Source organism: Streptomyces sp. Je 1-369 (assembly GCF_026810505.1).
Taxonomy (GTDB): Bacteria; Actinomycetota; Actinomycetes; order Streptomycetales; family Streptomycetaceae; genus Streptomyces.
Window position 1 is genome coordinate 7,218,427 of the sequence record NZ_CP101750.1, and the last position, 12,166, is coordinate 7,230,592.

Annotated in this window: 10 protein-coding genes and 4 pseudogenes; 4 read left to right on the forward strand and 10 right to left on the reverse strand. The window is 69.1% G+C overall.

The window, feature by feature from the left end; all coding sequences use genetic code 11:
* Positions 1–70 precede the first annotated feature (70 nt).
* Positions 71–1,225, reverse strand: coding sequence for an amidase domain-containing protein (locus tag NOO62_RS32310; protein ID WP_268774329.1), 1,155 nt, complete (start codon positions 1,223–1,225; stop codon positions 71–73).
* Positions 1,226–1,441: 216 nt separating this feature from the next.
* Between NOO62_RS32310 and NOO62_RS32315 the strand changes: the two genes are divergently transcribed.
* Complete coding sequence (locus tag NOO62_RS32315) at positions 1,442–3,529, forward strand: transglycosylase domain-containing protein (RefSeq protein ID WP_268774330.1); 2,088 nt, start codon at positions 1,442–1,444, stop codon at positions 3,527–3,529.
* Positions 3,530–3,558: 29 nt separating this feature from the next.
* Here the strand turns inward: NOO62_RS32315 and NOO62_RS32320 are convergent, their stop codons facing one another.
* From NOO62_RS32320 to NOO62_RS32335, 4 genes are all read right to left on the reverse strand, one after another.
* Positions 3,559–4,806 carry a hypothetical protein gene (locus NOO62_RS32320; protein WP_268775885.1) on the reverse strand — a complete coding sequence of 416 codons (1,248 nt, stop codon included), beginning with the start codon at positions 4,804–4,806 and terminating at the stop codon, positions 3,559–3,561.
* Between the two features lie 296 nt (positions 4,807–5,102).
* Entirely contained in the window at positions 5,103–5,477 is a 375-nt protein-coding gene (locus tag NOO62_RS32325) for a VOC family protein (protein WP_268774331.1), read from the reverse strand.
* 178 nt (positions 5,478–5,655) lie between these two features.
* Entirely contained in the window at positions 5,656–6,579 is a 924-nt protein-coding gene (locus NOO62_RS32330) for an SDR family oxidoreductase (RefSeq protein ID WP_268774332.1), read from the reverse strand.
* Between the two features lie 44 nt (positions 6,580–6,623).
* A complete protein-coding gene (locus NOO62_RS32335) occupies positions 6,624–7,046 on the reverse strand; it encodes a CBS domain-containing protein (protein WP_268774333.1) in 423 nt (140 codons plus the stop codon).
* Positions 7,047–7,288: 242 nt separating this feature from the next.
* On the opposite strand from NOO62_RS32335, the gene NOO62_RS32340 reads away from it, so the two are divergent.
* Positions 7,289–7,501 carry a hypothetical protein gene (locus NOO62_RS32340; RefSeq protein ID WP_268774334.1) on the forward strand — a complete coding sequence of 71 codons (213 nt, stop codon included), beginning with the start codon at positions 7,289–7,291 and terminating at the stop codon, positions 7,499–7,501.
* Positions 7,502–7,545: 44 nt separating this feature from the next.
* On the opposite strand, the gene NOO62_RS32345 is transcribed toward NOO62_RS32340, so the two are convergent.
* From NOO62_RS32345 to NOO62_RS32360, 5 genes and pseudogenes are all read right to left on the reverse strand, one after another.
* Entirely contained in the window at positions 7,546–8,028 is a 483-nt protein-coding gene (locus tag NOO62_RS32345) for a hypothetical protein (protein WP_268774335.1), read from the reverse strand.
* A 269-nt stretch (positions 8,029–8,297) separates the two neighbouring features.
* Positions 8,298–8,648, reverse strand: a pseudogene (locus tag NOO62_RS32350) (nitrate reductase); the annotation flags it as partial.
* A gap of 73 nt (positions 8,649–8,721) precedes the next feature.
* A pseudogene (locus NOO62_RS39155) lies at positions 8,722–8,814 on the reverse strand (DUF6766 family protein); the annotation flags it as partial.
* A gap of 113 nt (positions 8,815–8,927) precedes the next feature.
* Positions 8,928–9,116, reverse strand: coding sequence for a hypothetical protein (locus NOO62_RS32355; RefSeq protein WP_268774336.1), 189 nt, complete (start codon positions 9,114–9,116; stop codon positions 8,928–8,930).
* A 160-nt stretch (positions 9,117–9,276) separates the two neighbouring features.
* Positions 9,277–9,488, reverse strand: a pseudogene (locus tag NOO62_RS32360) (FAD-dependent oxidoreductase); the annotation flags it as partial.
* A 161-nt stretch (positions 9,489–9,649) separates the two neighbouring features.
* Here NOO62_RS32360 and istA point away from each other — a divergent pair.
* Positions 9,650–11,299 (forward strand): annotated as a pseudogene (gene istA, locus NOO62_RS32365) (IS21 family transposase).
* Positions 11,293–12,087, forward strand: coding sequence for an IS21-like element helper ATPase IstB (gene istB, locus NOO62_RS32370; protein ID WP_321170660.1), 795 nt, complete (start codon positions 11,293–11,295; stop codon positions 12,085–12,087). Before istA ends, istB begins: the two are co-directional and overlap by 7 nt.
* Positions 12,088–12,166 lie beyond the last annotated feature (79 nt).

Below are 12,166 nucleotides of genomic sequence, written 5' to 3' on the forward strand. Positions count from 1 at the left end.
CGGCGGGGCGGCCCGAAGCCGCCCGCGCCGCTCTGCGCGGTCACCGGTTCTGCGCGGTCACCGGTTCTTCTCAGGTGCGGTACGCGAAGTAGCGCGCGTCGGGGTAGGACGCGAGCAGGCTCGCGAGCGACCTGCGGTAGGTGTCGGTGTCGTGGTAGGTCAGGTACGGCATGCCCTGCCTGTTGCGGTACGTCACCAGCATGGTGTGGTCCTTGGACCCGTCCTTGTCGAAGTCCACCTGCAGGACGTCGCCGACGTCCATCTGGTAGACGCTCGCCAGGTTCGGGGCCCGCCGGTTGGACAGCGTGAACCATGCCCATTCGTTCACCCCGACCCAGGAGGTGCTCTGGCCCGCGCTCTCGTACCACCAGTTCCGGTAGTCGTAGGCGGAGCCGGGGACGGGCTTCCAGCCGCCCGCCTTCAGCGCCTGGCTGACGAAGTTGGTGCAGTCGCCGCCGGCTCCGTTGAACTTGCGGTAGGCCGGGTTGTAGCTGCGCCAGTACTTCTCCGCGTACTGCGCCATGGCGGAGTAGGAGTAGGTGCCCGCCGTCTTGCCCGAGGGCATCGGCGTGGTGGGGTACTTCGTCGAGGCCGGTGTGCCGTCCGGGTACTGGTTGCCGTCGTCGTCGACGGTGTTCGTCCGGGCCGCCGCGGGCTCGTCGACCGCGACAGGGCCCTGGTCGCGCGCGGTGATCTTGGTCAGCTGCCAGCCGCCGTCCTTCGTACCGGCGAACTTCAACTCCTGCCGCGTCGAGGACACGGTGGTCTGCGGTTCGTCCCCGCGCACCTTCTTGTACGTGAGCGTCGACGACGCGGTGACCTGGACGGTCGCCGTGCTGCCGGTGAGCGTGGCGCGGTCCACGACGACGCGGGTGTCCGCCTTCGTGTAGGCCTCGCCGAGCTGGGCGAGGCGCGACTTGCGGGCACGCAGCGACCGCAGCGCGGCGTCCTCATCCGTCCGCAGCCGGCCGGACATGCGCGTCGTCACCGCGTCGGCGTCCGGGACGCGCCCCGCGCGGTCCTCCACCAGGGCCTGGGTGCGCCGGGAGAGGACGTCATCGGCGATGCGGGCGAAGGTGGCGAGTGTCCGGTGGTCGGCCTTGCGGGGCACACCACCGGCGTCCGCGTGCGCGGAGGGCGCGACCAGGCAGCCGGACGCCACGGCCGCGGCCACACCGGCGAGGGCGGCGGGTCTGTATCTCTTGGGTATCGCTATGGATGTCACTGCGTTTCCTCTTCCGTTACTCGATCTCCCCGACCGGGGCACGGAATCTTGACACAAGTGCGGGCCCCAACCCAGCCGTTGCCCCCCCTTTGCGGAACCCGAAGGCGCCCGGACCAGGCAACCAGGGCCCCGTGGGCCGCGACGCACGACTCCAACTGCCTCTAATGTGAGCGCCAGAGCGCGACAGAGGAGGCACACGGGGTGGGTGGGCGCAAGATGGCCGCAGGCCAAGGCGGCGGGAGACGGCGGGCGGCACCGGGGGAGCGCCGCACGGCGACCGGCCGGCGCAGGAAGTCCAGGCAGCGGGCCACGGGCGGCATACCCGGCGCCCTCGCCGGGGTGCGCGGACAACTGCGCCGGCTGCGACCGGCCTACCCCCGGCCGGGCCGCAGCGGCTGGCGCCGGTGGCTGCCTTCGTGGCGCCAGTGGCTGGGCGCTTTCCTTTACCTGGCGCTCGGCTTGACCGGCTTCGTCACGATCGCGTACGCCACCACGGGCATACCGGATGACCTCAACTCGTTCGCCACACAACAGGACAACGTGTACTACTGGGCCGACGGCAGCGTCATGGCCCGCACCGGCTGGGTCATCCGGCAGGAGATACCGCTGAAGAAGGTGCCGCCGAAGGTCCGGGGCGCCGTCCTCGCGGCCGAGAACGCGAGCTTCTACTCGGATGCCGGAGTCTCACCGAGCGGTGTTCTGCGCGCGGCGACCGCCGCGCTCACGGGCGGAGAGACCCAGGGCGGGTCGACCATCACCCAGCAGTACGTGAAGAACGTCTACCTGAGCCAGGACCGCACCCTGTCCAGGAAGTTCACCGAAGCCCTGCTCGCCGTGAAGCTGGACAACCACACGAGCAAGGACGAGATCTTCCAGGCCTACCTGAACACGAGCTGGTTCGGGCGGGGCACCTACGGCATCCAGCGCGCCTCGCACGCCTACTACGGCAAGGACGTCTCGCGCCTCAACCCCAGCGAGGGCGCCTTCCTGGCCTCTCTCCTCAAAGGCGCCGGACTCTACGACCCGGCACTCGGCAAGGAGAACCGCGAGCGGGCCGTCGAACGCTGGAACTGGATCCTGGACCGCATGGTGACAACCGGCCACCTCTCCCAGGCCGAGCGGGCCACGTACAAGAAGTTCCCCGAACCCACGAAGTCCGGCTCGGGCGACATCCCCGGCGCGCGGACCGGCTACCTGGTGGAGCTGGCCAAGCGGCAAGCGGTCAAAGCCGGGCACATCACCGCCGCCGACTACGACCTGGGCGGCTACCAGATCCGCACGACCTTCGACCGCAAGCGCACCAAGGCCCTGACCGCCGCCGTCCACCGGGCCGAGAAGGACTTCGACGCCGAGCGGCGGCCCGACACAGACCAGCACGCCAGGATCGGCGCGGCGAGCGTGGCCCCGGACGGCAGGCTGCTCGCCGTCTACGGCGGCCGCGACTTCCTGAAACAGGGCTTCAACCAGTCCAACGCGACGACCATTCCGGCCGGTTCGGCGTTCACCCCCTTCGTCTACGCCGCCGCGCTCGAGGACGGCGTCGCGCGTACCCGGGAGGGGGGCCGCACCCCCGTCTCCCCGGCCAGCGTCTACGACGGCGACGACAAGATCGCCGTACGGACACCGGAAGGGCCCTACTGGGACCGCAGCGGCAAGGTGGTCAAGGGCCGCAACGAAGGCGGCCGCGACTGGGGCGAGGTGACCTTGCGCCAGGCTGTCGCCGACTCGGTGAACACACCCCTGCTCCAACTCGGCCTCGACGTCGGCCTGGACCGGGTGGAGAAATACGCCCTGCGGGCGGGACTGCTCCCCTCCAGCCTGGGAGAACGCATCCCCGTGTTCGCACTCGGGGAGAACTCGACGCCCAGCGCCATCCGGATGGCCGGCGCCTACCAGACCTTCGCCGCCCAGGGCATGCACGCCGACCCCTACTCGGTGCGCTCGGTGACCCGGGCCGGGGACGCCGTGCCGCTCGCCGTACCGCGACCCGCCCGGGCGATGTCGAAGAAGACCGCCCAGGCGGTCACGGACGCCCTGCGGGCCACCATGACCGACGGGTCGGCCGAGGCGGCGGGCGCGGCACACCCCGCCGCCGTGGGCAAGACCGGGACGACCGCCGCGAACACGGCGGGCTGGTTCGTGGGAGGCACCCACGACGAGACCACGGCCGTGGTCGTCTACCGCATGTCGCTCAAGGACCTGGTGCCCCTGTCGCTCAAGGGGCTGGGCGGCGACGCTCCCACCACACCCGCCAGCCGACGAGCGGTGGACCTGTGGACCCACTACATCGAGGCGCTCACCTAGGGTCTGGGCCGGAGGTCCCGCCTGCCCCGCTACCTGATGAGCGACTTCCACTTCGGTGCCTGCGCCGGGTCGAGCAGGCGCAGCCGGTCCAGGACCTTCGGGTCCTGGACATCGAGCCAGTCGGCCAACTCGCGGAACGACACGCAGCGCACCCCCTTGCGCGGGCACACCTTGCGCATCACATCCTCGACGGCGTTCATGTAGATGCCGCCGTTCCAGTCCTCGAAGTGGTTGCCGATGAACATCGGAGCCCGGCTGCCGTTGTAGACGCGGTTGAACCCGTTCATGTACGACGTGGAAACCTGCGCCTCCCACGCCGGGAACCTCGCCGGGTCGCCCTGGGTGCTGTCACCGGACTGGTGGTAGAGGAAGTTGAAGTCCATGGAGAGGACCTGCACCTCTTTGCCCTCCAGGGGCAGGAGCTGCAGAGGGAAATTCCACAGCCCCCCGGCCTTGGACGGCCATATCTGGAAGTCGCCCGACGAGCTCGCGTCGTAGCGCCAGCCGAACGGCTTGGCCGCGGCCAGGAGGTTCTTCTGCCCCTCCAGACAGGGCGCACGGCCGCCGACCACTTCCCGGTCCGGATCGAAGGGCAGGGGCCCCTCCTCGGTGAACCCGGTGTTGGTCTTCCATTCCTTCATGAACGAGTACGTCTGCTCGATCTCGCTCTTCCACTCCCCGGCACTCCAGTCGCCGCCGCCCTTGGCACCGCAGAAGTGCCCGTTGAAGTGCGAACCGATCTCGTGCCCGTCCTTCCAGGCGCCGCGCAGCTGCTCCAGCGTGGTCCGGATGTGCGGGACGGTCGGATACGAGATGGCGGCCGCCCCCGTGTTGTGCTGCGGCGGACGGTAGAGCGACTTCTTGCTCTCCGGCAGGAGGTAGATCCCGGTGAGGAAGAACGTCATGTGCGCCTTGCTCTCCCGCGCCACTTGGCGGAAGTGGGAGAAGCGGCGGTCGTCGCCCTCCAGCGCGCCGTCCCAGGAGAAGACCACGAACTGCGGCGGCTTCTCACCGGGCTTCAGCTTCTTGGGCTTGAGCTGCCCGGACTGCGGCCCGGTGTACGAGGTGGAGCCGTCCCCCAGCACCCGCACCTTGCCGTCCCACTTCTCCTCCCCCTTCTTCGCCCGCTTGGCCGCACGCGCCTTCTGCGCCGCACTGTCCGAAGGGGCGGACGCGGTGCGCCCGGAGCCGTCCCCGTCCCCGGAGGAGCCCCCCAGAGCGACGACCCCCGTGGTGGCCGCCCCGCCCAGCCCGATCACAGCCGCGATCACGGCCATCTGCTTGCGTTGCCGCGCCTTCGTACGCGCCTTGCGGGCAGCACGGGCCCCGGCCCGGGCGGGTCCAGTGCCGTCAGGTTCGATCACTGCGGTCCCACCCCGTGTCCAGCGCGGCAGAGCCACGCGTGAATTGTTTGTATGAATATAGGACTGACCGCGTGAGTGTCCGCACCCCGGGTGCCCTGACGGTAGGACTGCGGCTGTCAGATGAGAGGGATGGGAGGGTGAGCGAGACACCGAAGAACCCGGGTCGCGCTGGTCGTGACGCGACTTGCCGCGCGACGAGTTCGATGGGCTCAGTGGAGGCAGAGACAGAAAGGATGGCCGGCCGGGTCGGCGTAGATCCGCCAATTGGCTCCCGGGTGGAGTTGGTCTGTCCGCTCCAGCACGGTCGCGCCGAGGGCGAGCGCCCGCTTCTCCTCCCCTTCGAGGTCGTCCACGTCGAAGTCCAGGTGGAGCTGTTGCGGGTGCTCCTGGCTGGGCCATTGCGGAGGTCGGTAGCTGTCCACCCGCTGGCAGGCCAGAGGTGTCCCCTCGAACCCGTGCACCTCGATCCAGTCAGCATCCTCCGGGTCTGCGACCACCCGGCCGCCGAGCAGCTCCGCGTAGAACCGTGCGAGCCGTACCGGATCGGCGCAGTCCAGCGCGACAGCCTGCAACTTTCGGATCACTTTCGCCACTCCTCTCGCTCCGGCCGCTTCCGTGGCACCCGTACGCGAGGGGCATGCCCGCCGGCCCGGCGGCCATGCTCTGCCCAGGGTAGTCGTGAGGGCTGGCCACAGGGCTTCGGGGTGATCAAGACGCTGCTCAAGCCATGGGCCTGGGCAGGGGAGTTGCCTTGCGCCGTCCTCAGCGGGAGTCCGTGTATCCGCCGGTGGCCGCGATGGTCTCGCCGATGGTGTAGCTGGAGTCCGCGTCGCTGGCGAGGTAGACGTAGGCCGGCGCGATCTCCTCCGGCTGGGCCACCCGCCCCAGGGGCGTCTGGGCACCCAGGTTCGTCAGGTAGTCGTCGGTGAAGCGCTGTCCGGCCAGGTTGAGCGCGCTCCAAGTAGGGCCCGGAGCGACGACGTTGGCCCGGATGCCCTTCTTCACCAGGTGCGGGGCGATGGACTTGGTGAAGACCACGACGGCCGCCTTGGACGCGGCGTAGTCCATCATCAGGTCGCTTCCCTTGAGGGCTTCCTCCGAGGCCGTCGCGATGATCGAGTCACCTTGGCTCATGTGCGGGACGGCTGCCATCACCAGGTGGAAGTACGCGTAGACATTCGTCTTGAAGACTCGGTCGAAATCCTCCGACGTCAACTGGTCCAGTTCCGTCTGGCTGTTGAGATACGCGGCGTTGCTCACCAGGATGTTCAGCCCGCCGAGCTCCTCGACCGTGCGGCGCACCGTTTCGGCGCAGAAATCGGGATCGCGCAGGTCACCGGGGAGGAGAAGGACCCGGCGTCCCAGAGCGTCGATCTCGCCCTTGATCTCCTTGGCGTCCGGCTCCTCCTCCGGCAGGTAGACGATCGCCACGTCGGCGCCCTCACGGGCGTACAGCAGGGCCACGGCACGGCCGATGCCCGAGTCCCCGCCGGTGATCAGCGCGACCTTCCCGGCGAGCTTGTCCGCCGGCCGATAGTTCTTGGCCTGGTAACGGGGGGCCAGTTCCATCTCGGACTCGAGCCCCGGCCGCCGCAGGCGCTGCAACGGGTAGGGCGGGAAGAGTTCGGCCGAGACCTGGGCCGAGGCGGACGCGGCATTGGGAGCGCCACTGGTGTGGTCCGTCATGCGGGTCATCTCCTGTGAACGATGTGCCTGTCTGTCCGTGGGCCTCAGTCGGTGGAGAGCGCGGCGACCAGGCGCCCCGCGTCGGGGGCGTCGAGAGCACGGGCGGCGTCCGCGAGCGCGACCATGCCGACGAGGTCGGTGCCGTCGATCACCGGCAGGCGTCGGACCTTGTGCTGCGTCATGGTCGCGAAGACCTCGTCGACGCCGTCGTCCGCGCCGATCGTGATGGCCTCACCCTGTGCCAGGGTGCCCGTCTCGACCTCCCCCGGAGCGAGCCCCGCACCGAGGACCCGCACCACGATGTCCCGGTCGGTGACGACGCCGACGAGCCGGTTGTTCTCGCCGCAGATGGGCAGGGCGCCCACCTGCAATTCCGTCAGCTTCCGCGCCGCGTCGAGGGCGCTCTCGTGCGCCTGTACGCACTGCGCGCCGCCGGTCATGATGTCCCGTGCCGTCGTGGTGGCCATGGCGAATCTCCGTCCCATCTCTGCTCGCGGATGCTCCCTTCGGGTGACCGGGTCCGGCGCCGGTGAAACGGGTTGGTCGGAAGTTCCTCACGATTCGGATGATGTCTGTCCTCGAAGCCATCTCCGAGATCGCTTACGCGCTGCTCGAAGGGACTGGAGCACGGTCGCGTGGGAGCATGGAACGCGGGGCCGGGTCTGGTCCGCACCGGGCCGGGCGCCCGATCGGTGACCCGAATCATGTGATGGGAGCGATCGCAATGTCGAACCCGCAGCAGCCCGAACAGCGGCGCAGCGACAAGGGCGGGGCCACCCCCCAGGACAGCGCTGAACTGAAGGCGCGACAGCCCGGCAAGTCCCGCCGAGCGGGTGCTCACGACCACGGAACGGACAAGGGCAGCAAGGGCGGCGGCCCCGGCGGCGGGACCCCGCCCGAGGAACGCCCGGGCCACCCGTAAGCCCCTGATCGAATAGGCGTCGGGGTTGCTGTAGGACCTTCGGATCAGCTGACGAGGATCTGGGCGGCGGACTCTTTGAGTTTCCCGTTCGCCCAGTGCAGCTGCCGCCGCGTGTCGGGGTGGCAGAGCTGCACGGCGTTCAGCAGTCCGGTGCCGCGCAGGCCCTGGACAGCTTGGCCGAGGAGCTCCCAGTCGACCGAGGCACCCGATGCTTTGGTGTAGATCTCCCGGAGGTCGTGCAGCAGCAACAGCGCGGCCTCGGGCCTTCGGCCTGTCAGTCCGGCGGTCGTGTGTCGGGCGCGGGCTGCCATCTCGAGGTTGCCCACCGGTTCGGGGTCGAGGTGGGCTCCGAAGCGCTCGCCGAGCGTGGCCAGGGTACGGACGTGGTCTTGAGACCAGCGGGCCAGGTCCCGGCCCAGATGGTAGATCTCGTGGTCGGCCTTGTGACGTTCCGCGACGTGAAGCAGCGTATGGGCGAGGTCGTTCTCGTCGTGGTGAATGGCGTGCAGGAGCAGGTTGATTTTCACCGGGCGGCTCCGTTCGCCATGGCGCTGAGGCTTTCGTGGGCCAGCGCTGTGGGTCCGCCGACAGTTTCGGACACGTCTGCGGAGACGGGCACGTCTGCGGAGACGGGCGCGGATGCGGCGGTCGTCGGAGCGGGCGCTGGCCCCGCGCCGGGTTCGATGCGGCGAAGCGCGGCGGCTGCGGTCTTGAAGAGGAGTTGCTTGGAGGCGGGGTCCCAGTCTGCGAGGGTGAGTTCGTTCGCGGCACGCCCTGCATCCTGCGGGCATTGTCCGGTGTCCCAGTCGCATTTCACCAGGCGCCTGTCTACGCGGATCAGGGGCTGGGTCAGCCGGTCGGGCGAGGAGTTGGCCTGCCACGCGAACAGGTCGGTCACGCCTCGCCTGCCGCGGTTGACCCGGTCCCCGGCCCTGCCGCGGACACCGACCATGCGGCCGTCCTTCACCGCGATGTCCATGGCATCGCCGTTGGAGTGCAGGATCGACGCCGTCGACACCCACCGCTCGACATCCTCGGCCCCCACGCCCTCGGCGAGATGGGTGTCCACCCGCACCGGCCACTCCTCGCCGCAGCCATATGGAGTCCGGCCGCCCCAAGGCTCAACGATCCGGTCCACTTGCCCCACACCGATCACACCCTTCCACCGTCACAGCCGTCGGACCTGGTTGGCTCTGCTTGTCGCTCGGTTCCTGTGAGGTGTGCGGAGTTCCGACGGGCTTGGATTCGGGGGAACCGCGCTGGCGCAGGTAGACGGAGAAAATGGCGATGGAGGCCACGGCCAGGAGTTCGGACGGTCGTTGCGGCTGACGCGTCCGCAGCCCGCTCACCGGCACCGCCGCAGCTGGGGCGAGCGCCAGCGGGCCCAACGGGAGGAGTAACCGTGTGATGTGCCGGGGTGGTTCGCTCACTCGGGCGCCCTTTCCGGCAGGTACGGGCCTGTTGCGCAGGAGACCGGCTGGTCGCCCGTGCTGCGCAGGGCCCGGAGTTCCTCGCGGCCACGTTGCTTCTCGCGCCTTCCTTCGGCGCGCAGGGTTTCGTTGCGCAGCACGATGCCGTCTATCTCCTTCTTGCGCCCCGCCACCTGCTTGATCATTGCTTTCACCCGAATCATCCGTGCTCACCTTTCCTCTCCGACGGCCTTCATCCACCGCAGAGTCCCCGGGCCGCGACGGGCTCACTCGGGACGTTGGTCACGCCGCCCGAGGAACAAGGGTCGGTGGGGCCCAGGCCCAATGCGGGCTTCGGTTTTGTCGGTCCCCGTGGATGAGCCGGGTGAGGAGCTGTCCGGCCAGCACCCCGCCGCTCATGCCCCACCCGCCGAAGCCGCGGCGACGTAGGTGTGCCGGGCGCCCGGGTGGTAGCGGCCGATCATCGGCACGGTGTCGCTGACGTCATTGTCCTGGGCCGCCCAGCGGTAGGCGGTGTCACCGACGGGGAAACGGGCGTGCATCCACGCGTCCAGGCGCGCGACACCGGCAGCCGTGGCTATGAACATCAGTTGGGGAGTCGTTTCGCGATGAGTGCGGGTGTCGCGTTCTGACCGACATTGCGATGTCGGTTTGTTTTGACGTTAGTCGGGGGCTTGCGGTGGGACTGTGAGGTGTGCTGCTGCCGCTGGGAGGCCTGATGGGTAACTCGCAGTCGAAGGTCGAGCTGTACTCGGCCATCCGCAAGGATCATCTGCTGGGCATGTCGATGCGGTCATTGCAGCAGGTCCACAACGTCACGTGGCGGACGGTGAGGCGGGCCCTGGACGGGAAGTGGCCGGCGCCGCGGAAGAAGCCGCGGCAAAAGGAATCGCGGCTCGATCCCTACAAGGCGCTGATCGACTCGATGCTGAAAGCGGATCTGGATGCGCCGCCCAAGCAGCGGCACACCGCACAGCGGATCTTCGACCGGCTGATCGAAGGGCACGACGCCCGCGACATCTCGTACTGCATGGTCCGGCTCTACGTGAAAGAGCGGCGCAAGGAGATCCGCCGCAAGGCGGGGGTGGGTCCGGAGGCGATGTTCATCCCGCAGCGGCATCTGCCCGGGGTGGAGGCGGAAGTCGACTTCGGGGACGTGCACGTCGTGCTGACGGGAGTGCCGACCAGGGTCTACCTGTTCTCACTGCGGCTGTCCTACTCCGGCAAGGCGGTGCACCGGGTGTTCGCTTCCTGCGGGCAGGAAGCCTTCCTCGAAGGCCACGAGCACGCCTTTCGGCGGCTGGGCGGTATTCCGCGCGGGAAGATCCGCTACGACAATCTGCGGGCCGCGGTCGAGCGGGTGCTGGGGCTGGGGCGGGCCCGGGTGGAATCCGATCGCTGGACGGCCTTCCGTTCGCACTGGGGCATTGAAGCGTTCTACTGCCGGCCCGGCATCGAGGGCGCCCACGAGAAGGGCGGCGTCGAGGGGCAGATCGGCTACTTCCGCCGCAACCACTTCGTCCCGGTCCCCGAAGTTGCTTCGCTGGCGGAGCTGAACGAACTGGTCGACCGCTGGGACCTTCAGGACGAGGGCCGTCGGCTGCGCTCGCGGACCCGCACGATCGGCGAGTCCTTCGCTCACGAACAGCCGCTGCTGAGACCGCTGCCGACAGAGGTGTTCGAGACGGGACGGTGATTCACCCCGCGCGTCAACCGCTTCGGCCAGATCACCGTGCGCTCCAACACCTACTCGGTGCCGGTCCGCTTCATCGGCCGCCAGCTGCGGGTCCTGCTGCACGCCAATGACCTGGTGGTCTACGACGGCCGCACCGAGGTCGCCCGCCACGAGCGGCTCAGCGGCCGGGGCGGCTCCCGGCTCGTGCTCGATCACTACCTGGAGGCGCTGTTGCGCAAGCCCGGCGCCTTTCCGGGCTCGACTCCGCTGGAACAGGCCCGCTCCGCGGGCCGGTTCACTCCGGTCCATGACCGGTGGTGGGCAGCTGCCTGCGCGGCCCACGGGGACGCGGCCGGCACCCGGGCCCTGATCGAGGTCCTGCTCCTGGCCCGGCACATGGAACACGAACACGTCGTCGCAGGGCTGGCCGCCGCGATCAGGGCAGGCGCGCTGACCGCGGACGCGGTCGCCCTGGAGGCCCGCAAGGCCGCCGAGGGCGACACCGGCGAGCTGCCCACCCCTGCTCCCGGCACCGCCCAGGCGGAAGGCCCTGCTGCGACGGTGACGTCCTTGACGGACTGGCGGCTGTCCCACTTGCCGCCGGACAACCGGCCGCTGCCGTCGGTGGCCCACTACGACCAGCTGTTGAACCGCCGCGGCCGCAGGACCGGAAACGAGAAAGAAGGATCATGAGCCCACGCAAGCGCGGACTGACCGAAGAAGCCGCCGCCGCCTCGATCGACCAGGCATGCCGGATGCTGCGGCTGCCCTCCATCCGCCAGCAGTTCGGGGACCTGGCCGATGCCGCGGCCCGCGACCAGATGTCCTACCGGGCCTTCCTGGCCGAGCTGCTGATGACCGAGTGCGACGACCGGGCCCGGCGCCGCTCCGAGCGCCGCATCAAGGCGGCCGCATTCCCGCGGGACAAGTCCCTGCGGGCCTTCGACTTCGACGCCAACCCGAACGTCGACCCGGCCACCGTCAACACCCTCGCGACCTGCGACTGGGTCAAGAAGAGCGAGCCCCTCTGCCTGATCGGAGACTCCGGCACCGGCAAATCCCACCTGCTGATCGCGCTGGGCACCGAGGCCGCACTGCACGGCTATCGGGTCCGCTACGTGCTGGCCACCAAACTCGTCAACGAGCTGGTCGAGGCCGCTGATGAGAAACAGCTGTCCAAGACCATCGCTCGCTACGGACGCGTCGATCTTTTATGCATCGACGAACTCGGCTACATGGAACTCGACCGTCGGGGAGCGGAGTTGCTGTTTCAGGTGCTGACCGAACGCGAGGAGAAGAACAGCGTCGCGATCGCCTCGAACGAGTCGTTCTCGGGGTGGACGAAAACCTTCACCGACCCCCGGCTCTGCGCGGCCATCGTGGATCGGCTCACCTTCAACGGTGCCATCATCGAGACCGGCACCAACTCCTACCGCCTCGCCCACATCAAGGCCCAGGGCGAGCAGAACAAGGCCAGCTGAGCTGGTCAGGCCGGATGCAGTGGCAACCGGTCCGCCAGTCCTGCCCGCCGGATGGCCGCGTCGGCGATGGGTCCGTCAG